The organism is Gammaproteobacteria bacterium, assembly GCA_028819075.1.
In the GTDB taxonomy this organism is placed as follows: domain Bacteria; phylum Gemmatimonadota; class Gemmatimonadetes; order Longimicrobiales; family Gaopeijiaceae; genus BD2-11.
In genome coordinates this window covers 1-25487 of record JAPPMM010000014.1, presented here as the reverse complement: position 1 = coordinate 25487, position 25487 = coordinate 1, and the positions used below count along the sequence as shown (strand labels likewise).

Annotated in this window: 19 protein-coding genes; 10 read left to right on the top strand and 9 right to left on the bottom strand. The window is 69.3% G+C overall.

The window, feature by feature from the left end; genetic code table 11:
• Window position 1 precedes the first annotated feature (1 nt).
• From OXU32_01285 to OXU32_01270, 4 genes are all read right to left on the bottom strand, one after another.
• Window positions 2-3205 (bottom strand): efflux RND transporter permease subunit, encoded by a 3204-nt coding sequence (locus OXU32_01285; protein ID MDE0072603.1) that lies wholly within the window; start codon window positions 3203-3205, stop codon window positions 2-4.
• A 61-nt stretch (window positions 3206-3266) separates the two neighbouring features.
• Window positions 3267-6572 carry an efflux RND transporter permease subunit gene (locus OXU32_01280; protein MDE0072602.1) on the bottom strand — a complete coding sequence of 1102 codons (3306 nt, stop codon included), beginning with the start codon at window positions 6570-6572 and terminating at the stop codon, window positions 3267-3269.
• Window positions 6573-6575: 3 nt separating this feature from the next.
• Entirely contained in the window at window positions 6576-7955 is a 1380-nt protein-coding gene (locus OXU32_01275) for a TolC family protein (GenBank protein ID MDE0072601.1), read from the bottom strand.
• Window positions 7952-9154, bottom strand: coding sequence for an efflux RND transporter periplasmic adaptor subunit (locus OXU32_01270; protein MDE0072600.1), 1203 nt, complete (start codon window positions 9152-9154; stop codon window positions 7952-7954). The genes OXU32_01275 and OXU32_01270 overlap by 4 nt, the downstream gene beginning before the upstream one ends.
• A gap of 324 nt (window positions 9155-9478) precedes the next feature.
• On the opposite strand from OXU32_01270, the gene OXU32_01265 reads away from it, so the two are divergent.
• Window positions 9479-10210 (top strand): hypothetical protein, encoded by a 732-nt coding sequence (locus tag OXU32_01265; protein MDE0072599.1) that lies wholly within the window; start codon window positions 9479-9481, stop codon window positions 10208-10210.
• Window positions 10211-10292: 82 nt separating this feature from the next.
• Window positions 10293-10721 (top strand): tRNA adenosine(34) deaminase TadA, encoded by a 429-nt coding sequence (gene tadA / locus OXU32_01260; GenBank protein ID MDE0072598.1) that lies wholly within the window; start codon window positions 10293-10295, stop codon window positions 10719-10721.
• A gap of 31 nt (window positions 10722-10752) precedes the next feature.
• Here the strand turns inward: tadA and OXU32_01255 are convergent, their stop codons facing one another.
• The gene (locus OXU32_01255; protein MDE0072597.1) at window positions 10753-12696 is read right to left on the bottom strand and encodes a Na+/H+ antiporter NhaC family protein; all 1944 of its coding nucleotides are present in this window, start codon (window positions 12694-12696) and stop codon (window positions 10753-10755) included.
• A gap of 201 nt (window positions 12697-12897) precedes the next feature.
• On the opposite strand from OXU32_01255, the gene pyrR reads away from it, so the two are divergent.
• The 3 genes from pyrR to OXU32_01240 are packed head-to-tail and all read left to right on the top strand — an operon-like array spanning window position 12898 to window position 15697.
• On the top strand, window positions 12898-13431 hold the full coding sequence (gene pyrR / locus OXU32_01250) for a bifunctional pyr operon transcriptional regulator/uracil phosphoribosyltransferase PyrR (protein MDE0072596.1): 534 nt from the start codon (window positions 12898-12900) through the stop codon (window positions 13429-13431).
• The gene (locus tag OXU32_01245) at window positions 13428-14408 is read left to right on the top strand and encodes an aspartate carbamoyltransferase catalytic subunit (GenBank protein MDE0072595.1); all 981 of its coding nucleotides are present in this window, start codon (window positions 13428-13430) and stop codon (window positions 14406-14408) included. Before pyrR ends, OXU32_01245 begins: the two co-directional genes overlap by 4 nt.
• 53 nt (window positions 14409-14461) lie before the next feature.
• The gene (locus OXU32_01240; GenBank protein ID MDE0072594.1) at window positions 14462-15697 is read left to right on the top strand and encodes a dihydroorotase; all 1236 of its coding nucleotides are present in this window, start codon (window positions 14462-14464) and stop codon (window positions 15695-15697) included.
• Here OXU32_01240 and OXU32_01235 read toward each other — a convergent pair.
• Entirely contained in the window at window positions 15694-17418 is a 1725-nt protein-coding gene (locus tag OXU32_01235; protein ID MDE0072593.1) for a PQQ-dependent dehydrogenase, methanol/ethanol family, read from the bottom strand. The genes OXU32_01240 and OXU32_01235 overlap by 4 nt on opposite strands.
• A gap of 130 nt (window positions 17419-17548) precedes the next feature.
• Window positions 17549-17803, bottom strand: coding sequence for a 30S ribosomal protein S20 (gene rpsT, locus OXU32_01230; GenBank protein ID MDE0072592.1), 255 nt, complete (start codon window positions 17801-17803; stop codon window positions 17549-17551).
• A 114-nt stretch (window positions 17804-17917) separates the two neighbouring features.
• Here rpsT and OXU32_01225 point away from each other — a divergent pair, with 114 nt between their 5' ends.
• From OXU32_01225 to OXU32_01210, 4 genes are read left to right on the top strand one after another with little or no spacing between them, the layout of a single operon-like run.
• Complete coding sequence (locus OXU32_01225; protein MDE0072591.1) at window positions 17918-18577, top strand: site-2 protease family protein; 660 nt, start codon at window positions 17918-17920, stop codon at window positions 18575-18577.
• Window positions 18568-19350 carry a segregation/condensation protein A gene (locus OXU32_01220; GenBank protein MDE0072590.1) on the top strand — a complete coding sequence of 261 codons (783 nt, stop codon included), beginning with the start codon at window positions 18568-18570 and terminating at the stop codon, window positions 19348-19350. The genes OXU32_01225 and OXU32_01220 overlap by 10 nt, the downstream gene beginning before the upstream one ends.
• Window positions 19347-19919 (top strand): SMC-Scp complex subunit ScpB, encoded by a 573-nt coding sequence (gene scpB / locus OXU32_01215; protein ID MDE0072589.1) that lies wholly within the window; start codon window positions 19347-19349, stop codon window positions 19917-19919. Before OXU32_01220 ends, scpB begins: the two co-directional genes overlap by 4 nt.
• On the top strand, window positions 19916-20677 hold the full coding sequence (locus OXU32_01210; GenBank protein ID MDE0072588.1) for a pseudouridine synthase: 762 nt from the start codon (window positions 19916-19918) through the stop codon (window positions 20675-20677). The genes scpB and OXU32_01210 overlap by 4 nt, the downstream gene beginning before the upstream one ends.
• Window positions 20678-20765: 88 nt before the next feature.
• Here the strand turns inward: OXU32_01210 and OXU32_01205 are convergent, their stop codons facing one another.
• Both OXU32_01205 and OXU32_01200 read right to left on the bottom strand, forming a co-directional pair.
• Window positions 20766-21467: a protein-L-isoaspartate(D-aspartate) O-methyltransferase gene (locus tag OXU32_01205; GenBank protein MDE0072587.1), complete on the bottom strand. Its 702-nt coding sequence runs from the start codon at window positions 21465-21467 to the stop codon at window positions 20766-20768.
• 66 nt (window positions 21468-21533) lie between these two features.
• Window positions 21534-24212 carry a DUF5916 domain-containing protein gene (locus tag OXU32_01200; protein MDE0072586.1) on the bottom strand — a complete coding sequence of 893 codons (2679 nt, stop codon included), beginning with the start codon at window positions 24210-24212 and terminating at the stop codon, window positions 21534-21536.
• A gap of 230 nt (window positions 24213-24442) precedes the next feature.
• Between OXU32_01200 and OXU32_01195 the strand changes: the two genes are divergently transcribed.
• Window positions 24443-25390 carry an SDR family NAD(P)-dependent oxidoreductase gene (locus OXU32_01195; GenBank protein ID MDE0072585.1) on the top strand — a complete coding sequence of 316 codons (948 nt, stop codon included), beginning with the start codon at window positions 24443-24445 and terminating at the stop codon, window positions 25388-25390.
• Window positions 25391-25487 lie beyond the last annotated feature (97 nt).

Here is a 25487-nt window from a genome sequence, read left to right as displayed (position 1 = left end):
ATCAGGCGGCCGGCGCCCGCGCGGCCACCTGCCCGGCTCGTGCGCCCCGGCCCTCGATGAGCAGGTAGATGGCCGGGGTGGTGGCCAGCACGAAGACCGTGGACGACAGCAGCCCGCCGATGAGCGCGTAGCCGAGCGCGTTCCAGATGGTGGAGTCGGCCGTCTCGGAGAAAAGCACCAGCGGGAGCAGCCCGAGCACCGTGGTGGCGGTGGTCATCAGGATCGGCCGCACCCGCTCGAGGGTGCCGGCGAGAATGGCAGCATGCAGATCACCCCCGGATTCGCGCCGCACGCGGTTGATGTTGTCCACCAGCAGGATCGCGTTGTTGACCACGATGCCGCCCATCATGATGACCCCCACGTACGCCTCCCGGGTGAACGATGCGCCCGTGTAGAAGAACATCAGGAATACCCCGATCAGCGCCATCGGCACCGTGAGCAGGACGCACAGGGGCAGGCGCACCGACTCGAAGAGCGCGGCGGTCACCATGTAGATGAGGAGGATCGACACCGCCAGCACCGCGTAGATCTGGCGACGGTCCTCTTCGCTCCACCGGAATCCCTGATCCTCTTCGATCACGTAGCCGACCGGGAGTTCGGTGGACTCGACGATGCCGTCGTAGTACTGGTCGCCCAGCCGGCGCGGACCCGCGAACTCGTACGCCACGGTGCGCTCGTACTGCTGGTCCTCGCGGCGGATCCAGGCGAGCACGTCCACGGGGGCGATCGAGACCACGTCGCCCAGACGGATGCCGGTGCCGGTTGAGGTGGCGATGATGGTTTCGAGCAACTCCTGCACATCGGTGTCGCGGTATCCCTCCAGCTTTACCTCGTAGCGCACCTCGTCGCCGCCGATCTTGAGTTGCGCCTCGCTGGTCTGGCCCCTGACGGCCGCGTTCATGCGCGCGACCAGCTCCTGCACCGACATGTCGTGGCGCGCCAGCTGGTCCCGTTCGATCTCGACCACGAACTCGGTCGCGCGCTCGCGGACGAATCGCCCGGCGGAGTTGGTGTCGATGGTGCGCACCCGCGGCACCCGTGCGAGCCGGTCGCCCAGATCTTCGGCGATCTCGCGCACCTGTTCGTAGTTGTACCCAAGTACTTTCATGGAATAGTTCGGCGAGGCGCCTCCGCCTCCGCCGTAGAATCCCAGGCCGCGGCCGATCACCCGCACCTCGGCCCCGGTGAAGCCCAGGCTGTGGCTGAACATCTGTTCCTTGATGGCCATCGGGATGCCGGTGTTCTCGAGCGAATCGGGGAAGTTGACGGTGATCTGCCCGTAGGTGCCGGTCACCCTCGACGTGAAGCGTTCCACCTCCGGAATCGCGGCCAGCCGTTCTTCGAACGAGCGAACCAGATTGTCGGTCCGCTCGAGGTCGGAGCCGCGCGGCAGCTCGATATTGATGAGGACGTAGGTGTCCAGGCCGCCCATTCCCCCGCCCCAGAGCACGCCCCGGGTGACGTGGTTCTCGAACAGATACCACGACCCGCCGAAGGCCAGCACCGCCACCGTCACCGCGAGCCAGGCACGGCGCAGGGTGAAGCCGATGATGGTGGAATAGAGGCGGGTATAGAGCGGCGTCTTCCGTCCGCGCCCGACCGGCGCACCTGCGGAGTGCGCGTCGCCCGGGTCGCCGGACTCGGGGACGGCCCCCGCGGCACGGGGCTGGCTTCGATGGGCTGCACTGGTCGCGGCTTCGTCCCTCCGCACCCGGGGCAGGACGCGCGCAGCCAGTGCCGGAATGAAGGTGAACGCCACCAGCAGCGAGGCCCCCAGCGTCAGCGCCACCACGATCGCCAGAGGCACGTAGAACACCCGCAGCTCCCCCTGCAGGTACACGAAGGGCACGAAGACGATGAGGGTGGTGGCAGTGGAGGTGAGGATCGGCAGCACCACTTGGCGGGCGCCCTCGGTTGCCGCACCCACGGCGTTCCGTCCCGCCTGCCAGCGGCGGAACACGCTCTCCAGAACCACGATGGCGTTGTCCACGATCAGACCGAACCCCATCGCCAGCCCCATGAGCGTGAGCAGGTTGAGGGTCATGCCCCCGAAGTAGATCAGATTCAGGGAGATCAGCACCGAGAACGCGATCGTCATGAAGACGACCCCCGCGAAGCGGAACGAGCGCAGGAAGAGGAGCAGCACCGAGAAAATGACAAATGCGGAGATGAGCGCCCTCGTGCGCAGATCGGTCAGCTGCTCCTTGATCTGCTCGCTCTCGTCGTAGTCGAGGATCAGGCTGGTTCCGGCGAGGCCCGCGCGTTGCAGTTGCGCCACCCGGGCCTTGACCGCGTCCGCCGCGCGCACCGTGTTGGCTCCGATCTCGCGGATCACCAGGAACGAGACCGAGGGCTGGGCGTTGATACGGTTGTAGGTTCGGGGTTCCTCGTAGCTGTCGCGCACATCCGCCACATCGGAGACGCGCACCAGTGTTCCGCCGTTCTCGAGCAGCACCGTATTCCGGATCTCGTCGGCGCGCGCAACGCGGTTCTGGATGGTGACCGACCATTCCTGATCGCCAGCCCGGACGGCCCCCGCCTCGCGCACAAGATCGAGGTCGTTGATCCGACGGTTGACCACACCCGGCGAAAGCCCGAGCGAGCTGACTCGATCCTCGTTGAGCTCGATCTCTATGAGGCGTTCGCGTCCTCCGCTCGCCTGCACCAGCGCCACGCCCTCGATCTGCGTGAGATCCGGCACCACCCGGTCGTCGAGATCGGCCCGGAGCGCCTCCAGCGTATAGGGGCCGGTGTAGGTGTAGCGCAGGAAGCCGCGCTGGCTGCGGGACTCGAACTCGGGCGGGACGTACGGCTGCACGAGAATCCGCTGTACGGCCGCGGGCAGCTCCTCCTCGAGGGCCGAAAGCCGCTCGGAGAGGTCAAGGCGCGCGAAGTCCATGTCCGTGTCACGGCTGAAGTGGACCTCGATGCTGGATGTTCCCGTTCCCTGGAATTCCCGGGAGAGGGAGATGACCTTCTCGACTCCCTTGACCTGCTGGACGGCGGCTTCTATGGGGGAGGTCAGGAACGCTTCCACCGTCTCCGGGGAGGCGCCGGGCCAGCGCGCTTCCACGTTGAGCCGCGGCAGTTGGGTTTCCGGCAGCAGTTCGATGGGGATATTGCGCCAGGCGCTGGCTCCCATGAGGGCGACCGCCAGGCAGCCCATGGCCACCGCCACCGGCCGCCGGATGCTCCCGGCGATCACCGCGCCACCTCCGCCGCCGGCGCGGGCACGATGCCGGAACGCCCGGAACCGCCGGCCGCGCTCACGGGAGCACCTCCGCCGCCCGGGCCGGGCGAGGCGCGCGAGCCCTCCCCCGCAACCGCGCGTGGCCGCTCTCGACCACCGAGTACACCACCGGCACCACGATGAGTGTGAGCGCGGTGGCCACAACCAGCCCCCCGATCACGGCGATGGCGAGCGGCGCGCGCAGGTCGGCCCCGCGCCCGATGCCCAGTGCCAGCGGCGTAAGCCCGCAGACGGTGGTCACCGTGGTCATGACGATGGGCCGCAGGCGGACTCTCCCGGCTTCCAGGATCGCCTCCCGCAACGCGGCGCCCCGGGCGCGTGCCTGATTGATGAACTCCACTTTCACGATCGCGTCGTTGACCACGATGCCCACCAGGATGACGACCCCGATCAGGCTCATGGTGTTCAGGCTCTGGCCCGAGAGCGCCAGCGCCAGCACTGCGCCGGAGAGCGCGAGCGGAACCGAAATGAGAATGATCACCGGGTGTCTGAAGGACTCGAACTGTGCCGCCAGGATCATGTAGACAAGTACCAGGGCGAGCGCAAACGCGAAGGCGAGGTCGCGGAACGAGCGGCGCATCTCCTCGTTTTCCCCGCCCACGTCGACGCGCACGTCGAACGGCGGCGGAAGCGCAGCCAGTTCGTCGTCCACCGTGGCGATGGCACGGTTGAGGCCGCCGGAGATCACGTCGGCGTAGACGGTGACTACGCGCCCCTGGTCCTCGCGGTGAATCTCCGCCGGGCCCACCGCCTCGCGCACGGTGACCAGCTCCCGCAGGGGCACGCCGCGCACCTGCAGGGCGTCGAGCGTCTCGGCGGAAAAGCGCAGCGCGTCGGGCAGCCTCACCACCACGTCGATCTTGCGGTCGAAGTCGACGAACTCGGTGGCCCGGTCGCCGCGCATGGCGCGCTCGATCTCCTCCGCGATCAGGCGCGGATCCACGTTGTGACGCGCGGCCACGTCGCGCAGGATCTCGACCTGGACCTGCGGCTGACCGCGGCCGGTGCCCACGCGCACGTTGCCGACGTCCGCCAGCGTCGACAGCTCTTCGCGAACGGTCTCGGCGTAGGCGTAGCTCTCCGCGAGGTTCTCGCCGCGGATGCGCACCGCGATGTCGGCGTCGGCGCCGCCCAGTACCGTGCCCAGAGCGGTCGCCTGTCCCGCCTCGAAGGCGAGCGTCCCGGGTGGGAAGCGGGCCTCGACCGCGCGCACCCGCTCCAGCACGTCGTCCGTCGCGATCCCCGGGTGCACGCGGACCTCGAGGGTGCCCGTGTGCGCGCCCGACGTCTCCTCGCTCTCCATGTAGGATCGGACGTCCTCGCCCACGCGAGAGAAGACGGTCTCGACGCCGGGATCGTCGCGAAGCGTCCGTTCGATCTCCTCCACCGCCAGCGCGGTCGCGGCCAGCGCGGTACCCTCCGGCAGCTCGAGACGCACGCGGAACCCGCCCTGGTCGACGTCGGGCAGCAGGTCTCGATCCAGGGCCAGCGCGAGCGCCAGCGTGGCGGCCAGCGCGGCGGCGGAAACCGCCATCACCCGCCCGCGGTGGTCGAGTGAAATCTCGAGGAGTCGGTGATAACGGTCGGCGAAACGCTGGAACCCGCGGTCGAAGGCGGCGAGCAGCGGCCCGAACAGGCGGCTGCACACGCCGGCGAGTCCCTCCCACCAGAAGCCCACCAGCGCGCGCCCCAGCGCGAAGGCTCCCGCGATCAGCCGGAAGGGGAGCACCACGACCCACCGAAGCGCCCGCCCGATCCTGGCCAGCACCCCCCGCCGGAGCTCCGGCCGGGTGCGTTCGGCTCGATCGGGCGCCCGTGCCCGGTCCACGAAGCGCGCCGCCATCCCCGGCAGCAGGGTCAGCGCCACCAGCAGGCTGGCCAGCAGGGAGAAGGCCACCGCGAGCGACAGGTCGCCGAACAGTTCGCCCGCCACCCCCTCGATGTAGATGATCGGCCCGAACACCGAGATGGTCGTGAGGGTCGAAGCCGTGATCGCCCCCTGGACCTCCTCGCCCCCGAGGGCGGACGCCTCCGCCGACGGGACGCCCGCTTCCCGGTGCCGGAAGATGTTCTCGAGCACGATGATGGAGTTGTCGACCAGCATCCCCACGCCGAGCGCCATCCCTCCGAGGCTCATGATGTTGAGGGAAACCCCGAACGCCTCCATGAGCGCAAAGGCGCCCACGACGGAGATCGGAATCGCGAGCGCGATGGCGAACGGGTAGCGCGGGTCGCGCAGGAAGAAAAAGAGCACCAGGAACGCCAGCATGCCCCCGAACACCAGGGCCTGCACCACGTTGCTGATGGAGTCGGAGATGAAGCCCGCCTGCGAGTAGGCGATGTCCACGGTGATGTCGGGAAACTCGAGCGCCAGAATGCCGAGCGCGTCGCGGATCTCGTCGGCCACCGCCACGGTGTTGGCCCCGGACTCCTTGTACACCAGCAGCCCCACCGCCTCCGTGCCGTTGTATCGGGCGATGGACTCCCGGTCGGCGAATCCGTCGACCACCCGGGCCACGTCGTCCATGCGCACCAGGCGAAAGCTGCCCTCCTCCTCCTGCTGTCCGCCCGTCTCGGTCTGCTGGCGTCCCACGACGACCTCGCCGATCTCGCCCACGGTCTGGAACTCGCCCAGGGTGCGCAGCGGGTAGCGGTAGCGCCCGCGCAAGATGGATCCGCCCGGTGCGGAAAAGTTCGCGCGGTCGAGGGCGACCGCCACGTCCTCCATCTCGAGCCCGTACGAGAGGAGCAGATCTGGATCCACTTCCACCTGGATCTCGCGGTCCAGTCCGCCCGTGACCGCCGCCTGCGCCACACCGTCGAGCTGCTCGAGCCTGCGCCGGAACACCGTCTCCACGAAGTCCTTGGTCGCCCACAGGTCGGCGCCTCCGGCAACGGAGAGCACCATGATGGGTTCGGACTCGGGATCGATGCGCAGGATGCGCGGCCGCTCCGAGGTCTCGGGAAGGAACTCGCGGATGTTGTCGACGCGCTCGCGCACGTTGAGCATGGCGAAATCCATGTCCGTGCCCCAGGCGAAACGCAGCGTCACCAGGCTGACACCGTCGCGCGACACCGATGTCACCTTCTCGACCCCGGGCACCGCAGCTCCCTGGGCCTCCACCAACTCGGTGATGAGCCGCTCCACTTCCGCCGGCGCTACGTCGGGATAGGTCGTGTAGACCACCAGGCGCGGGTAGCTCACGTCGGGAAGCAGGTCGATCGGCAGCCGCAGGAAGGAGATGATGCCAAGCAGGGAGATGGCCAGGAAGAGCATGGCCACGGCAACGGGCCGCCGCGTCGAGATGCGGGGGATCGACATGCGTCAGGGAAGCGGCGTGCCGCCGTCCAGGGGCCCGCCCACGACCTGCTCGAGGGCGATGCGGGCGGCGACGAAGTCGTAGCGAGCGTTGATCGCGGTGCGCCGCTCGTTGGCCGCGCCCTCGATCGCAAGTTGCAGTTCGGAGAAGGGAATCGTCGTCAGGCGGTATCCCTCTCGCGCCAGCCTGAGGCGCTCCTCCGCGATCTCGCTCGACCGTTCCGCCAGCCGGTAGCTGTCCCAGGCGCCGCGCAGGTCGATGAGGCGGGAGCGAACGTCCCGTTCGATTTCCAGGCGGGTCTGGCGGACTCCTTCCTCGGCGTTGGCCAGTTGAACCTGAGCGTCGGCAATATTGCGCTCGGCGGAAAAACCCGTAAAGACGGGCAGAGACAGGGACAGACTGGCGCTGGCGTAGCGGGATTCGCTGGAGAAGGGTTGGAAGGTGGCCGCGTATTCCAGGGCGTTGGCGCTCTGGAAGAAGGCGGTGCTCAGGCTGATCGTCGGCAGGCGCGCGCTACGGACCGCGCTCAGCGATGCCCGGCTCACATCCACCTCTGCCCGATTCTGCTGGATGAGGGGGCTCTGTTCCAGCGCCCTGCCGATGAGCGCGACCTCGTCCAGTGCGGCCGGATCGAATGGTTCGGGAGCGATGCCGCGAGTGGTGAATTCGCCCATGTCCGGCCCGACGATCTCCGCGCGCAGAGACAGCACGGCCTTGGCGTGCTCGTTCTCCGCCTGGCGAACCGCCCGCTCCTGCCGCTGGACCTCCAGTTCGGCGGCCAGGACGTCGACCCGGCTGCCGACCGCGAGTTCGAACAGCCTCGTCGTGCTCTCCTGATCCAGCCGCTTGCCCTCGAGGATCGCCATCTCCAGTTCGAGAAGGTCCGACTGCCGGATGGTCTCGTAGAAGCTCGTGGCGACGCGCCCCCACGTGGCGGTCGTCTCCGCATCGACCCTCCGCTCGCGGGCGATTCCCCGCGCGCGCTCCGCTCCGCGCTCATGGAAGCGCCTGCCACCCTCGAACAGGCTGAAGCGAGCCGAGATGTCCTGGCTCGAACGAGAGGCGGTGACCCATTCCACATTGGGATTGGCGATCGGATTGCCGAAGAAGTCCTCTGCCTGCAAACGCCGGTTGAGATTGACGTTGGTGCCCATACCCAGGTCGAGCCTCGGCAGGAAGGCGCCCCACGCAGCCCGCATGCTCGCTGGCGTCAGGTCCAGTTCGTTCATGGCCTGGCGCAACAGGGGGTTGTTCTGGCTCGCTAATTCGAGCGCTTCATCGAGCGAAAGCACGCGCGGCGCCTGCGCCTTGAGTGGGGCCGCCGCGAGCACTGCGGCGAGGAAGCACCCCGCAACGACGCCCGGCAGCGCCTCCCGGCGCCTCATCGTCCCGACCCGCCGGAAGATCCCGCCCCCGCCGGCATGTCGCCCTCCGCAAGCTGGACGGCTGCATCGTGCCCGAGGAAATGGTGGCCGTCGACGAGCACGATCTCGCCGGGACCGACCATCGAGGTTTCCGGGTTTTCCACGATCTCGACCACCCGGTCGTTCTCGAGCCCCGTAGTGACGTAGCGCCACTCCGTGCGGCCGATCTCCCCCTCCTCCTCGTTGAAGACGAAGAGCATGGTGCGCCGGTCGCGCTCCAGCACGGCCGAGCGCGGAACCAGGATGCGCTCCGTGAAATGCTGCGCGTCCAGCGAGACGCTGGCGTACATCCCGGGCTTGATCCTGCCGCCGGGGTTGGCGAGCAGCACGGTCACGCGTGCCGAGCGGGTTTCGAGGTCGATGACCGGGTTGATCGTTTCCACCGTGCCGGTGAAGGTCTCGCCCGGGAACGCGGCGAAGGTCATCGTGGCGCGCCGGCCCTCCTCCAGGAGTCCGATCTCCCCCTCCAGCACCTGGGCCTCGACCTTGATCGGGTCCAGCTCCACGACGGTGACCAGTTCTTCGGCCTCGGTCACGAACTGACCCGGCACGACCCGAAGGTCGGCGACCCGCCCGGCGAAGGGAGCGCCGATGCGCGTCCACGAGAGTTCCAGCTCCGCCTGGCGGACGTTCAACGTGGCCTCGTTCAGCCCGCTTCGCGAGCGAGCGACCCGCGCCCGCTCAGCCCGCACTTCGGGATCGGCGATTTCGTCGTCGAAGAGCACGAGCTGTTCGTAGTCGGCCTGCGCCTGGGTGAGGGCGCTGTTGGCGCGCGCCAGCGCCAGCGCGTACTCGGTGGTATCGATCTGGATGAGGAAGGCGTCGGAATCAACCGGGTCGTTCTCGCGCACCCGCACCTCCCGCACCTGGCCGGCAACCCGAGCCGAGAGAGTGGCGCGCCGAAACGCGGCCGCGCCCCCGGAGGCCGTGATGCGGATCCAGAGCGTATCGCGCAGCACGCGCGCCCCGCTGACCGGTTGCGCGCGCCGGGCGAAGCTCTCCAGCGAGGCTTCCGGCACTTCGAGCGTCGTCGCTTCAGCAGAGGCTGCGGCGTCCTCTTCCTCCGGGGTGGGGCGCAGCCTCAGGTAGATCCCCCCACCGAGCAGGACTACGATGATCACCACGGTCGTGACTCCCAGCGTCGTCTTCGAAAAGCTCATGGGCCGTGTTCCTTCGGTTCGCTGGCTCTACGGGCCGTTGTCCGCGGTGCGAGGTGGCGCCAAGGGCATCCGCAGGGTGTACCCCACGGCACACTGAAACGATCTTCCAACTGGACATTTTCGATGATCGGATGCCATCAAAGGGTTGCCGATCGACGCGCCACGGACAAGGTGGCGGGAAGGCGCGGGCGCGGCCATGGCAGTACGGGATTCCGTGCTTGCTCTCCACCGCTGCGCGGCCTAGTATTTCTCCCTTTCCGGTCTGCCGCGGAGTCGGTCGGCGGACCAGCCAACTGAATCGACGGGCGCGCCGAACCACTGTCCATGCTCCCACCTCCAAACGAGATTGAGCGCCGCATTCTGGACTACATGGAGTCCTATCTGCGTCGCCACACCTACCAGCCGTCGGTTCGCGAGATCGGGGCGAAATTCGGCATTAAGAGCACCAAGACCGTCTCCGAACACCTCAAGGCGCTCGCCGCGAAGGGCTACCTGGAGCGCGACCCGTCCCGGTCGCGAGGCGCGCGCATCGTGGGCCTGGACCTCAACGCCGAGACGCGCTCGGTGCCCTGCTACACGCGGATCGCACAACGGCGCGGCGATGGCCGCGAGGCGGAGCCGCCGCAGTCCTACGCCATCGACCGCCGCCTGGCGGGTGCGGCGGGATCGTTTTTCGTAAGGGTTTCCGGCGACGACGCGGGCGCGCTGGGATACGAGGACGGTGATCTCCTGCTGGTGCAGCCCGTCCTGGCGCCGGAGATCCGCGATGGCGACATCCTCGCCGTGCATGTGGCCGACGGGGCGGGCTTCTATCGCTACGATCACGCTGGAGATCTCCTGCATCCCGGTTCACCGGAGGCCGCCGCGATTCCCGCGATGCGCCTGGAGGCCATGGCGGTGGCCGGGAGAGTGACGGCGTGCCTGCGCCAGGTGGGAGAGGCCCCCGGCACGGACGCATCCGGCGACACCCCCTCGGGCCGCCGCTGGCGCCGAGGTTCCCGGCGAATCGCAGATGCCCGCGAGGGACGCGGGAGGCGTGGCCGGCAGCAGCGCTAGCAGTCCACGCGCTGCGCGCAGTTCAGTGGCTGTCGGCTCTTCACGTGGGACGAGTACTTGCCGGCCCGGGGACCAGGCCTTCATGGCTCGCGCGCTGGAGATGGCCCGGCTGGCGGAAGCTCGCTCCGAGGTCCCCGTTGGAGCCGTCCTGGTGCTGGACGGCCAGGTCGTGGCCGAGGGGCATAACCGGACGCGCGCCGATGCGGATCCCACCGCGCACGCGGAAGTCGTGGTGTTGCGTGCGGCCGCCCGCAGGCTCGGGCTCAGGATCCTGCCGGGCGCCACGCTCTTCGTGACCCTCGAGCCCTGCGCGCAGTGCGCCGGCGCCATCGTCCTCGCGCGCGTCACGCGCCTGGTCTTCGGGGCCTCCGACCCCAAGGCGGGGATGGCGGGCAGCCTGGACAACCTGGTCCAGGATCCGCGTCTCAACCACTCGGTCGAGCTCACGCCAGGGGTGCTCGCGGAGCCCTCCGGGGAGCTGCTGCGGTCGTTCTTCAGGGCGCGCCGCTAGGGGAGGGGCGCCCGCCGACGGGGCGCGTGGGCTACCCCTGTCCCGGCACCCCCGCCTCGACCGACGTTCCCCGGAAGCGCAGGACGGCCCACAGCACGGCCACGCCGAGCAACAGCGCCAGCCACGGCGGCAGGCCGTATGCGGTGCCGACGTTGCCGAGCGCCATGCCCACCACGCCAACCAGCAGGGCATAGGGCAGCTGCGTGCGCACGTGATCGATGTGGTCGCAGCCGGACGCCGTGGAGGAGAGCACGGTCGTGTCGGAGATGGGCGAGCAGTGGTCTCCGAAGATGGCGCCCGCCAGCACCGATCCGGTCGCCCCGAGCAGGATGACCTCCGCGCTGCCTCCGTCGAAGCCGACGCTTCCCCCGAGGGTGATGGTCAGGGGGATCACCAGCGGGATCAGGATGGCCATGGTCGCAAACGAGGTGCCGGTTGCGAACGCCATGGCGGCTGCGGTGGTGAACACCAGCACGGGGATCAGCTCGAAGGGAATGGCATCCCCCAGGATCCGGGCCAGAAAATCCGCGGTCCCGATCTCCCCCGTGATTGCCCCCAGCGACCAGGCGAAGACGAGGACCAGCATCGCGGTCATCATCGCCTTCATCCCCGCGACCAGGGACGACAGGGTCTCCTGCAGCGTGAGGATGCGCTGTCCCAGCGACAGGGCCATCGCCATCAGGCACCCCGCCAGCGAACCCCACAGCAGGGTGGCGTAGGGATCCGCCTGCCCCAGGATGTCCATCAGCGGCGCTCCCGGACCTGTCGCCGCGCTTCCGGACACGTACAAGCCGATCAGCACGGTGAGGACGACGGTGAGCACGGGAAGGGCGGCGTTCCACCACCGCCGCGGGGCGCCCTCGACCGGTTGCAGCAGCGTGTCCGTCGTGTCGGTGACCGGGGTCGATCCGGGCCGGGTCAATCCCCCCCCTGTGGCGGCGCGCCGCTCCGCCGTCGCCATCTCGCCCAGGTCCCGGTTGGTGTAGCTCACCAGCGCCACGAAGACCAGCGCCAGCAGGGGATAGAAGAGGTACGGGATGGTGCTGAGGAACACGGCGAAGGCGCTCGACGACGTGAGCGACGCAGCGAGCTCCGGGTTCGTGGACGCGTGCTGCTCCGCCGCGAGCTGCAGCCCCTGGTCGATGAGCGATATTTCGTAGCCGACCCATGTCGAGATCGGGACGATGGCCGCCACCGGCGCCGCCGTCGAGTCGACCAGGTACGCCAGCTTCTCCCGGGAGATGCGGAGCCGGTCGGTGATGGGGCGCATGGTGGTGCCCACGATCAGGGTGTTGGCGTAGTCGTCGAAGAATATGGTCAGCCCCGCGAGCCAGGTGGCGAGCTTCCCCCGGCGCGGCGTGGTGGCGACCGGCGACACGGCCTCGACGATGCCGAGCGTGCCCCCGTTGCGGGCGATGATGCCCACCATCCCGCCAAGCAATAGCGAGAACACCACGATCTGCGTCTGCCCCGAATCGTCGGCCAGCGCGGGCACGATGAAGGTGTCCACCGTGCGCCAGGTGGCGGCGAGCGGGTTGAAGCCCGCCACCGCCAGCGCGCCCAGCCAGACCCCCGCGAACAGCGCGGCCAGCACCTCGCGGAAGATCAGTGCGAGCAGGATGGCGACCAGCGGCGGCACGATGGAATACCACGCGGGTGCGTAGTGCGCCTCCACGGTCTCGGTCGCCGCGCCCACGCGCACCTCCAGGGGCAGATCCGCCCGCGACTCCACGAACAGATCGGCCACCGCCAGCGACTGGCCGGCGTCGACGGCGCCGGAGCGAAGCAGGGTGCCGCCGGCGGAGCGGACCTCGAACCAGCTCGACTCTTCGGGTGCACCCGCCAGCGTGAGCGTGAACGGCAATCCTCCCATGACGACGGCCGGATACTCTTCGACCTCCTGGGCCACGAGGCGGCCGGCACCGGAAGTCAGGATCGACAGGACGAGCAGGAGAGCGAACGGTATGCGCCGCATCGGGAGTCCTCGCAAGGGATTGGGAGATGACCGGGCGCGGGCGCCCGGAGACCCGCGCGCGGCTGTCGGGAACAGCCGCTGGCAAGGTATCGCGGCACGGGGAGCGTTGCCACCGGCGAACATGCGCCCGTATCTTCGGCCCCGAGTTTCCGCGACCGAACGCAACAGCCGACCATGCCCAATCAGTTCCGCATCCCGATCATGCGAGAAGACGCAGTGGGACGGGCGATCGCCCGCATGGCGCGCGAGATCCTGGAGCGCAACGAGGGAACGGAGCGCCTCGCGCTGATGGGGATCCACCGCCGGGGCGTCCAGATCGCGCGGCTGCTGCAGGACGAGATCGAACGCGCGGCCGGCGTCCGCGTGCCCCGCGGGTCCATCGACATCACCCTGTACCGTGACGACCTGATGGCGATCGGGCCCAGGCCCGTGATCGGTGAGTCGAAGCTGCCCCCGGGAGGCATCGACAACCGCGCGGTGGTGGTCGTGGACGACGTCATCTTCACGGGGCGCACCGCCCGCGCCGCCATGAACGAGCTGATGGATTGGGGGCGCGCGTCCCGCATCTACTACTGCGCCCTCGTGGACCGCGCGGGCCGCGAACTGCCCATCCAGCCCGACATCGTGGGCCGGGCGGTGACGGTGCTCCCGCATCAGCGCGTCGACGTCCTGGTGCCCGACATCGACGGGGTGCTCGGCGTGGACGTCGTCACGACATCGCCGGAGGCTGCGTGAGCCGTTCCGCCGCCGCTGCTCCGGCGCTGGGCAAGGACCTCGTCGGCATCGAACATCTCAGCGCCCGGCAGATCACCAGCATCCTCGACACCGCGGAGCCGTTCAAGGAAATCTCAGAGCGGCGCATCAAGAAGGTGCCGACCCTGCGCGGGATTACCATCGTCAACCTCTTCTTCGAGGCGTCCACGCGTACACGCATATCGTTCGAGTTTGCGGAGAAGCGCCTTGCGGCGGATACCGTCAACATCGGCGCGAGCCGCTCGTCGGTGGCGAAGGGAGAGACGCTGGTGGACACCGCCCGCAACCTCGAGGCCATGAAGATCGACATGGTGGTGATGCGGCACTGGGCGTCGGGCGCGGCCCGCTTCCTGGCGGAGCGCATTCCCTCCAGCGTGATCAACGCGGGGGACGGCGCCCACGAGCACCCCACCCAGGCGCTGCTGGACATGCTTACGCTGCGCGACCACCTGGGCGCCATCGCCGGCCGGCGGGTGTGCATCGTGGGGGACGTGCGCCACTCGCGGGTGGCCCGCTCCAACATCTTCGGACTGCTGACGCTGGGCGCCGAAGTCGGCGTGTGCGGTCCTCCGACGCTGATCCCGCCGCACATGCGCGAACTCGGGGTGCGCATCTTTCATCGCGTGGAGGAGGCGATCGAGTGGGCTCACGCCCTGAACGTGCTGCGCCTCCAGCTCGAGCGCATGGAAGCCGGCTTCGTGCCCAGCCTGCGCGAGTACAACCGCATCTGGGGGGTCTCGCGCGCGCGGCTGGCGGCGGCGCCCGAGCCGCTCCTCATCCTGCACCCGGGACCCATGAACCGGGGGGTGGAGATCGACAGCGACGTGGCCGATGGCCCCCACTCGGTGATCCTCGAGCAGGTGACCAACGGGGTGGCGGTGCGCATGGCCGTGCTCTACCTGCTGGCGGGCGGGCGGCCCGAGAAGGCCGAGGCGGCCAAGGCGGAGGAGGTCGCGTGAGCCCGCGCCCGCTGTGGATTCGTGGAGGGAGGATCATCGACCCGGCCGCGGGCATGGACGCCACCGGCGACCTGCTTCTGCTTGGCGGGCGGGTGGCCGAGTGCGGTGGCAGGGTGGAGGGTCCGGCCGATGCGCAGGTCGTGGAGGCGGGCGGGCTGGTGGTCGCGCCCGGCCTGATCGACGTGCACGTGCACCTGCGCGAGCCGGGCGGGGAGCACAAGGAGACCATCGCCACCGGCGCGCGCGCCGCAGCCGCGGGGGGCTTCACCTCCGTGTGCGCGATGCCCAACACCAGCCCGCCCATCGACGATCCCGCCTCGGTGGGCTTCGTGGTGGCGGAAGGGCGGCGGGCGGGAGGCGCGCGCGTCTACCCGCTGGGGGCCATCTCCGTCCGCCAGGAAGGGAAGAGGCTGGCGGAGATCGGCGAGATGGTGGCGGCGGGCGCGGTCGGCATCACCGACGACGGCCATCCGGTCATGGACTCAGGGCTGATGCGGCTCGCGCTCGAGTACGCCCTGCCGTTCGGCATTCCGGTCGCCGACCACCCCGAGGACCTGGGTCTCTCACGCGACGGCAGCATGAACGAAGGTCTCGTGTCCGCCCGCCTCGGCCTGGTGGGCAAGCCCAACGCGTCGGAGGACATCCACATCGTACGCGACCTGCTGCTGGCCGAACTCACCGGTGGCCGCATCCACCTCCAGCACGTCTCCACAGCGTGGGGAGTCGAAGCGATCCGGCAGGCGAAGGCGCGCGGGGTGCGCGCGACCGCGGAGGCGTCCCCGCACCACCTCATCCTCACCGAAGCGGCGGTGGAGGGGTACCGCACCGACGCCAAGATGAACCCGCCGCTCCGCACCGACGCGGACGTGGCCGCCGTGCGCGCGGGCCTCGCCGACGGCACCCTGGACGTGATCGCGACCGACCACGCCCCCCACCACTACGACGAGAAGGAGTCCGCCTTCGACGACGCGCCCTTCGGCATCGTGGGGCTGGAGACCGCGGTCGGGCTCGTGCTCACCCATCTGGTCGGCGAGGGCGTCATCGACCTCCCGACGGCCATCGAGCGCATGAGCCTCTCACCCGCGCGCGCCTTCAACCTGCCGGGTGGAACCCTGGTCCCGGGCAGCGTGGCCGACGTGACCCTGATCGACCCCGCCCGCACCTGGGCCGTGGACCCGGCGCGCTTCCTCTCCAAGAGCCGCAACACGCCCTTCTCCGGGCTGGAACTCACCGGGAAGGCTGTGATGACCGTCGTCCGCGGGGAGGTCGTCTGGAGGGACGGAGGCTAACGGGCAGACCCTTCCGGCAGCGCGAACGCCCACAGCCGCGGGAGGACCCTCCCGCTCGCCTGCCCGGAACCGATCACCACGTACTGTCGCCCGCCTGCGGAGTAGGTCACCGGAGAGCCGGGACGCCCGTCCAGTTCCGTCGCCCAGAGCTCCCGCCCATCGTGGGCGTCGAGGGCCACCAGCCGCGAACCGGTGCCCCAGAACACCAGGCCGCCGCCGGTGGACACCGTGCCGCCGTGACCTCCCTCCGCCGGCACGCGCCAGACTTCCCGGTTCTCGGCGGGATCCCAGGCCAGAAGCAGGTTGGCGGGGCCCTTGAGCGGCGGGCGCTCGGGACGGGGACCGGCGTCGGCGCCGCGCACGGTGCCGGTGTTCCAGACGCCTGCGGTGTACTCGAAACCCTCTTCCTTCTCGAAGAAGGAGATGTTGTTCCTGGCGGGCAGATAGACGAGGCCGGTCTCCGGATTCCACGACATGGGATGCCAGTTGTGCGCGCCGCCGGGGCTGGGCGACAGCCACACCGCGCCCGTCTTGCCGTAACGCGCCTCCGGGGTCTCCACCGGGCGGCCGGTCTCCGGGTCGACGTGGGTGGCCCAGGTGAGGTCGTCGGCGAAGGCTTCGGCGGAGATGAACTCACCGGTATGCCGGTCGATGACGTAGAAGAAGCCGTTCTTGGGCGCCTGGACGATGACCTCGCGCTCGCGCCCGTCGATGGTCAGGTCCAGCAGCATCAGCGGCTGGGTGGCGGTGTAGTCCCAGTCGTCGCCGGGGGTGGTCTGGTAGTGCCAGCGCAGGGCGCCGTCCGCGGGGTCGAGAGCGAGAATCGAGGAGAGGTAGAGGTTGTCGCCGCCGCCGGGGCTGCGGTTGTCGCGGCTCCAGGGCGATCCGTTGCCGGTGCCGATGTACAGGAGGCCGGCATCGGGGTCGGCGGCCATCCCGTCCCACACGGTGCCGCCGCCTCCGACGATCCACCACTCGCCCGTCCAGGTCTCGGCCGCGGCCCGCATGGCGTCGCTCTCGAACCCGAGCGCCGGGTTGCCGGGGACGGTGTAGGTCCGCCAAAGCTGCTCCCCCGTGTCGGCATCGTAGGCGGTGACGTAGCCGCGCACCCCGTACTCCGCGCCGGCGTTGCCGATGACCACGATGTCGCCCATGACCCGGGGCGCGCCGGTTACGGAATAGTCGGACCCGGGAGGGGTGGTCTGCGTTGACCACGCGATCGATCCGTCCGCCCGGTTGAGCGCAACCAGCCGCCCGTCCAGGAGCCCCGCGATGACCTTGTCGCCGTGCAGCGCGGCGCCCCGGTTGACGTCGCCGCAGCAGGTGCGCGGGCCGCCGCGGTCCTCGGTGGGAATGCCGGGGTCCCAGCGCCAGATCTCGTCGCCCGTGGCGGCATCCAGCGCGAAGACCACGCTGAACGGGCCCGTCGCGTAGAGGACGCCGTCGGCGATCAGAGGCGTGGCTTCGATCCGGGCGCCGGCCTTGGGAATCTCCCAGCTCCACGCGACCTCAAGCCCGGCAACGTTGGCGGCGTCGATCTGGTCGAGCGTGCTGTAGTAGGTCTCGGCCGGGTTGCCCCCGTGGTGCCGCCACTCCTGCGGCGTAGCCGCCGAGGTCGCGAACAGAAGGCCGAAGACGACCGCGATGGCCAGGAAGCAACAGAAGGCAAGGGCGGGAGGAATGCGTGCCGAGCGGTCCTGCGGGGTGGGCGAGGTCGTCATGGGTGCGCTCCGGGCCGGATCGACGACATCGGTGGCCGGAGGCGTGGTGCGGCCCCATGCGCCGACAACAAGTGCACGGGAAAGCTTGGGGCGCGGAGGCGATGGGGCAAGAAAGCCCCGGGGGCTTACCTCAACCCAGGGAGTTCACCTGACGTGCCAGCGCGCTCTTCATGCGGGCGACGGCGTTCGGGTGCAGCAGGCGGGACGTTGCGGCCCGATCCAGCAGGACCTGGGCCTCGCGAAAACAGGTCTGGGCGGTTTCGGCATCGGTGGCTTCGCGCACCTTCTTGAGCGCTGTGCGCAGACGGGAGCGCTTCGCGCGGTTGCGGGCGTTCTGCTCCCGACTCTTGTTCATCCGCTTTATCGCGCTCTTGACGTTCGGCATCCTGTTCCCCGGATCGTGCGGTCCTTCTTCTGCAAGCTGCGGAGGATACCCAAATGCGCCTTGGGAATCAACCGGGTAGCGGTCGGGTGCACCCGCGGGTAGCTTCCGGGTGCAATGGACATTCTCCTGCTGATTCCCGTCCTGCTCCTATCCATCATCGTCCACGAAGTCGCGCACGCCTGGGTCGCGCTGCGCGAGGGCGACGACACCGCCTACACGCTCGGGCGCATAACTCTCAACCCGCTCCCGCACATCGATCTCATCGGGTCGATCCTGGTGCCGCTCGGCCTCTACTTCATGAACGCCGGGTTCCTCTTCGGCTGGGCGAAGCCGGTGCCCGTCAACCCCCGCAAGTATCACAACTACCGGGGCGGCGACATCCGCGTATCGCTGGCCGGCATCGCCGCCAACCTGATCCTGGCGGTCGGGTTCACCCTGCTCGCCGCCCTGCTGGTGAAGACCGCTCAGGTGAGCGGCGGGGCACTGGCCGGGGCGATGGACGTGGCGGTGCGCATCGCGGAGCTGGGCATCCTGATCAATCTCGTGCTCGCGTTCTTCAACCTGGTCCCCATCCCGCCCCTCGACGGATCTCACGTCCTCTACCACCTGCTGCCCACGCGCCTCGGCGTCGCCTACCGTCGTCTGGGACGCTACGGCATGCTCATCCTCCTCGCCGTGTTCTTCCTGTTCCCGGGTCCGTTCTTCTCCATCGTCCTGGCACCGGTTCGCTTTTTCATGGGAGCGGCCCAGGACTTCATCGACCTGTGGCTCTGACACCCTTCGACGTCGCCGCGAGAGAGCGCCGGGAGCTGTTCGTGGTCGCGCTGGAGCGCTTCCAGGGGCCACTGGACCTGCTGCTGCACCTCATCCGGCAGCAGGACATCGACATCTTCGACATCCCCGTCGCCACCATCACCGACCAGTTCCTGAAGGTCGTCGGCGGGATCGGGGCGGAGGAACTCGAGGGCGCCGGGGAGTTCGTCGAGATGGCCGCAATCCTGATCGGCATCAAGGCGCGCCTGCTGCTTCCGCACCGCAGGGAGGAGGAGGACGAGGATCCCCGCGCCGAGCTGGTCCGGCGTCTGCTGGAGTACGAGCAGGTACGCGAGATCTCGTCCCGGCTGGAGATCATGGAGGCGCGCAGGATGCGCCGCTGGGCGAAGGGCTACGTGCCGCCGCGTCCGCGCCCCGCGCCCCGTGACACGCCGCTGGACACGACGTGGGACGAGGTTTGGGAAGCCGCGCTCGCAGTCGAGCTTCCGCGGCCCCATGTCCCCCCCCGCGTACAGACCCGCCTGGTGTCGATGGAGGAGAAGATCGCCCTGATCCGCGATCGGCTGCGCGCCGTCGGGCGCATCGAGTTCTCCCGCCTGATCGGCTCCTGGCGCGCGCGCATGCACGGGGTCATGACGCTGCTGGCCGGGCTCGAACTCGCCCGCCGCCGACAGGTGCGCCTGCGCCAGACCCGGCCCTTCGCCGAGCTCTGGCTCTATCGGCGGGCTGCCTCGGCGGTGGAATCCGAGAACGCCGGCGGGGAAGCTGCGTGAACCCGGCGCAGGTGGTCGAGGCGATCCTGTTCTCGAGCGATGCCCCGCTGACCGCGGAGGAGATCGCGCGCGCGGACGAGAGCCTCGACGAAGACGTGGTCGCCGAGGCCATCGCGGCGCTCGGGCGCGAGTACGACGATGGCGAACGGGCCTTCCAACTGGTGGAGATCGCCGGCGGGCATCAGTTGCTGACCCGCCCGGAGTTCGCGCCCTACCTGGAGCGATTCGACACGGTACCGCGGCCGGCACGCCTCTCCAGGCCGGCGCTGGAGACGCTGGCCATCGTCGCCTACCGCCAGCCCGTGGGCCGCATCGAGATGGAGTACATCCGCGGGGTGAACTGCGCGGGCGTGATTCGCACCCTCGTCGACCGCGACCTGATCGAAGTCACCGGACGCGGAGAAGGGATCGGCAGACCGCTTCTCTACGGGACCACCGGTCACTTTCTCGAACACTTCGGCCTGCAGTCGCTCGACGAGCTGCCGCGACCGGCGGAGCTCCCGGTCGTGCTCCGGGAGCCGGGGCCGCTCGAGGTCGAGCCGGCAGAGGAGCAGCCGGCCGCCGAGTGACCGGGCCAGCGGACGCCGTCACCGGGCCGGATCGAGGCGAGCGGCTGCAGAAGTTCATCGCCCGGGCGGGCGTCGCCTCGCGCCGCCGGGCCGAAGCGCTGATCGTTTCGGGACGGGTGCGGGTGAACGGCCGGACGGCGACCGTGCTCGGAACGCGCGTGCGCCCGGAAGTCGACGAAGTGGTCGTCGACGGTGCCCGCGTGCGGCCGGGACCGGTCCGCTGGGTGATGCTGAACAAGCCGGCGGGATTCCTCACCACGCGCCGCGACGACCGGGGCCGCGACACCGTGTACGATCTGCTGCCCGAATCGCTGCGCGGGCTCATTCATGTGGGCCGGCTGGACCAGGCCACCGAGGGGTTGCTGCTCTTCACCAACGACGGGGAGGTGGCGCACCTGCTCGCGCATCCCCGCTACCGCGTCGAGCGCGAATACCGGGCGCGGGTCACCGGAACTCCCTCGGCCGCCGCTCTCAGACGTCTGGTGTCCGGGGTGAAGCTGGAGGACGGCGTCGCGCGGGCGAGGCGCGCCCGCGTGCTGGCTCGCGATCCGCCGTGCGCCGTCCTCGAACTGGTCCTGACGGAAGGGCGCAAGCGGGAGGTGCGGCGGATGTGCCGGGCGGTCGGCCACCCGGTGCGCCGGCTCGAGCGCGTGCGCTTCGGTCCCATCCGGTTTCGGGGCCTCGCTCGCGGGGAGTGGCGGGAGTTGGGAAAGGCGGAGATGGCGGCCCTGGAAAAGCTGCGCGCGTCCGGCTCCTAGCCGCCAGCCGCACCCCGCCCGACCTCCGGACTCGCTTTGGGCGGACGTCGACCCCGGCGCTCCGAGCTCGCGCCCCCCTGCGCCCGCGCTACCAGCCCTCCGCTCCCATCAGGGGCACGAACGCGCACTCCATCAGCCGTTCCGTGGTCGTCCCGGCGGGCGTTCGCCGGATGCGCACCAGTTGCTGAATCCGACGCGACCCGACCGGAATGACCATGCACCCGCCGTCCGGGCGGAGTTGTTCTTCCAGGGAGCGCGGGGCGGCCGGCGCCGCGGCCGTGACCAGGATCGCGTCGAAGGGTGCCTTTTCCGGCCAGCCCAGCGTGCCGTCGCCGACGCGCACGTGCACATTGTCGCATCCTGCGTCCCGCAGGAGCCCGCGCGCCCCTGCGGCCATCCCGGGCAGGCGCTCGATGGTAAAGACCTCCGCGGCGAGACGCGCGAGAATCGCGGTCTGATAGCCGCTGCCGGTCCCGACTTCCAGTACGCGCTGCCCGGGCGACAGCTCCAGAGCCTCGGTCATCGCGGCCACCATGTAGGGCTGCGACATCGTCTGCCCACCCGTCAACGGAAGGGCGCGGTCCTGGTAGGCCGCCGCGCGTTGCTCCCGGGGCAGGAAGTGCTCGCGCGGAACCTCGCCCATGGCCGCGAGCACGTCCTCGTCCCGGATGTTCCTGCGCCGCAACTGCCTCGCAACCATCCTGGCCCGCCGGTCGGCGAACCGTTCCCGCTTCGTCTTCCGTGAGAACATGCCCGCCGGATCCTGCTCGAGTTCCCGATGGAGGCCCAACGCCGACCTCCCCGCCGGGCCGCCCGGTACCGCGGCCGCGAGTCCACCTGCTTCGTGGCCGCCCCGCTACCGCGACAGCCAGTAACTGAGCTTAACCATGAAGATGTTGTCCGGCATGACGCCGAAGAGTTCACCGAGGTCCGAGTCGAAGTCGAACTGCCCGGTGCCGGCGCTGTGATTGCGGCCCTGCGACCAGACGAGGTAGAGCACGGACCCCGGCGAGTACTCCCACCTGAGCACCGTATTGGACCGGAACTGCCTGAAGCTGAAATCGGGATTCCCGAACGACACCGGGCTCCCGCCCAGTTCGGCCAGATAGCGGCTGTCCTCGGGGAGCACCTCCACGGCTTCGAACCTGTCGGCGTAGCGCTCCGCGCGCGGGTCGGCCACACGCTTGAACTCGCTGTAGCTCCCGGACCCCACGAAGGGCTGGGCGTACACCTGCAGCGAGAGGTTGGGCGTGAAGGCGTAGTCCATGCGGGCGGTCAGCCCCACGGTGGTCTGGTTGATGCGCCCGAAGAGGTAGTTGGGAGCGTCGGTATTGATACGCCGGACCCACTGGCGGTCGTCGAGGTTGCGGCTCACCATGACGCCGAGGTTGAAGGTGGCTCTGCCCGATGGCCGCACGCGTAGCGTGGGCGCAACGCCGAAGGACCACGAATCGCTCTCGGGGCGAACGTTGCCCCAGGAGTTGACGTTGATCCGGACTGGCTTGCGGGCGTCGCTGCCGAATCCCCCCCAAAAGTTGGTCTGCCCTTCGGTTCGGACGAGCGGCCCGCCCCGCAGCATGCCGGCGGACCAGGCCCCCAGCTCCTGGTTTACGCCCGCGTAACCGTGCCAGAAGTTCCGGAGCTGGAAATTAACGTTGACGTTGCCTCCGGTCCCGGCACGATCCCGATCGTAGTTCCAGACGTTCCAGGCGTTGAGGTTGACGAACCAGTTGCGGAAGGGGCCCTGGGGCGTGGAATTGTGATATCCGCCCCACACCCAGTGCACGAGATAGTCCGCGTCGCGCTGGTAGCCCATGTCGTTGACCTCGAAGCCGGGCGTACGCGTCTGGAATCCGGTGCCGACGCGCCAGGGGCTTCCGGCGAACTTCATGATGCCGAAGTTGGCCGCGCCTCCCGCCAGGCTGGTGCGCTCGGCGTCATAGTTCACATGTCCCGCATCGGGACGCTGGAAATACCGGGCCGGCGAACGCTGCGTTCGGGCGATGGCGTCCGGCGAACCCCGCACGTGAGAGCCGAGGACGTGCCCTTCGAGCTGCCAGGCGTCGCCCCCGAAGCGGTGCCTGAAGTCGACGCCGCCGGTGTAGGCCGCGGACCTCAGCCGCAACTCCTCGGCGACTCCCGCGTTGCGATTCACGGTGGTGCCAATGAATCCCACGGCCGAACGGCCCTCCGCGAAGTCCTTCTGCAGCCTCAGGACCCCATGGTTGGAGAACGGCTCTACAGGCTGCTGGAACGAACTGCCCGTCCCCGGCGCGATATCGGCGCGCTCTTCGGAGGTCATGGCGTGCAACGCCCCGATCGACCATCCGCCCGCCGTTTTGCCGGAGAGCTTCCAGGCGCCCAGGATCGTGGTCTGGTCGTCGGCGTCCGCGTATCCCCCCTGCGGATCGGCCCATCCCTGGGGCGCGCGCCCGATCCTGCGCGAGTAGAACAGCGACTCGTTGGCCTGGTCCCCGTCTCCCAGCGCGATGCCGAAATTGAAGATGCCCGCGCCCTCGACGAAGAAGGGCCGACGCTCCGGGAAAAACGTCTCGAACGCGGTCAGGTTCACTTGGGCGGGGTCTGCTTCAACCTGCCCGAAGTCCGGGTTGATGGTCACGTCGAGGGTGATGTCGGAAGTCACCCCGTACTTGAGGTCGGCGCCGACCGATCCCAGCGCGTCGTTCGGTCGATAGAACGGGTTGGCCTCGTCTCCGGGGGCGCGCCTGAGGCTGGCCAGCGAGTACGGAAGGACCTCCAGCCGCCGGGGTGGATCCAGGTCTTGCAGCCCGCGCAACTCCCCGAAGCGCGACACGATGCCGCCGTCGGCGCGGGTGGTGGGCGCCCACGCCGAGAGTTCCTCCCGGCGCGCGAGGTGGCGCATGAAGTTGATGCCCCAGGTCTGTTCCTCCCGGTCCCGGAAGCGCAGTTGCGAGTAGGGGATGCGGAACTCTGCGCTCCATCCCGCATCGTCGCGCGCGGTCGCGACGTCCCAGACCGCGTCCCATCCGGCGTCCTCACCGGTGTCGTCGAACCTGTAGACGTCCTGCTTCACGCCGGCGGGGTTCACCACGAACTGGAAGGCCGTGCGGCGGTCGAAGTAGGAGTCGATGACCACGCCCAGCAGATCCGAATACGACTGTTGATCGCGCCGCGTCAATTGGCTCGCGATCTCGCCGGGACTGGTGTCGTGCGCACGCATGAACACGAACAGCGCAGTGGCTCCGTAGAGGACGCGCGCCTCCGTGCGCTGCGTCGCGGGTTGGCCTTCGTCGGGCTCGAACTGGGTGAACCGGGTTGCCACGGCGGCCGCTGCCCACGCGGCTTCCTCCATGGCGCCGTCCACCGTGACGTCCGCATCGGCGACCCGAGTCGCCGGGAGAATCGGCACGTCCTCGCTGTCACAGCATCCGGGTACGACCGGCGCGCCGCCCGACGATGGCGCGGATCCCTGTTCCTGGGCCCGGATCTCCGCGCCGGGGCCCGCCAGCGCAACCATCAGTCCGAGCATGTATCCCACGTGTCTCCTCTTCATCCCCGCCCCTCCCGTTGTCTGTTGAAGAATCGGCGGCCCGTACGAGGCCGGGTTGCGGACGGTTTCGCACCGTGGGGAGGGTTGGCTCGGGCGTGGCCTCTGTCGCCCCGGGATGGCCGCGTCTAACTTGCTGCCGAGTCTAGGACACGGCCCGGGAAGGAGAGTATGTCATGACGAGGATCAGGCAGCAGTCGGCACATTGGCGCTCTGTTCAAATCGGGAGAGAGCCGGTGAAGGCTGCCTCGTGGCGCGGTTGCCCCCTGCTCGCGGCTCCCTTGCTCGTTGCCGTCTGGGCCGGCTCTTCGAGCCACGCCTTCGCCCAGGCGCCCGCCGTCCCTGCTTCCGATCAGCAGGTGGCGCTGGTGACCGGATCCACGTCGGGGCTGGGAAGGGAACTGGCGCTCAGGCTGGGAGCCCGGGGTCATCACGTGATCGTGCACGGGCGCAACGAGGAGCGGGGCGCGGAGGTGGTGGACGCCATCAACACCGAAGGGCCGGGCAGCGCGCGCTTCTACCGCGCCGACCTGGCCTCGCTCGCGGACGTGCGCCGGTTCGCGGAGACGCTGCTCGCCGACTACGGCCGCATGGACCTCCTCATCAACAACGCCGGCTTCGGGTCGGCGCCGAATGAAAGGCTGCTGACCGAGGACGGCCACGAGTATCGCTTCCAGGTCAACTACCTCTCCACCTTCCTGCTGACCCACATGCTGATGCCGCGGCTGCTGGACAGCGCGCCGGCGCGCATCGTGAACGTCTCCTCGGGGGCCCAGACGCCCATCGACTTCGACGACGTCATGATCGAGAAGGACTTCAGCGGAGGGCGCGCCTACGCCCAGAGCAAGCTCGCACAGGTCATGTTCACGCTCGACCTGGCCGAAGACCTTGAGGGCACCGGCATCGTGGTGGGCTCACTGCATCCGGCTACCTACATGCCCACCGGAATGGTGCGCCGGGCGGGCGTGGAGCCGCGCTCGACCATCGACGAGGGCGCGGACGCCGTGATGCAACTGGTGGACTCGGACGACTACGAGAGCGGGCAGTACTTCAGCGGGCTCAGGCCCACCCGGGGCAACGACCAGGCCTACAATGCCGGCGCACGCGCGCGGCTCAAGCAGTTGAGCCAGGAGCTGACCGGAGTTCGCTGCAGCATGGGCCGCTGCCGCTATGTCGGGGGATGACTAGCAGTCCGTGGATGAATCCGCGCGAGCACCGAGAGCGGTGAGGCGCCGGGCTGGCATGACGGAAGTATCGCAAATCAAGGCAAGAAGTCACGTA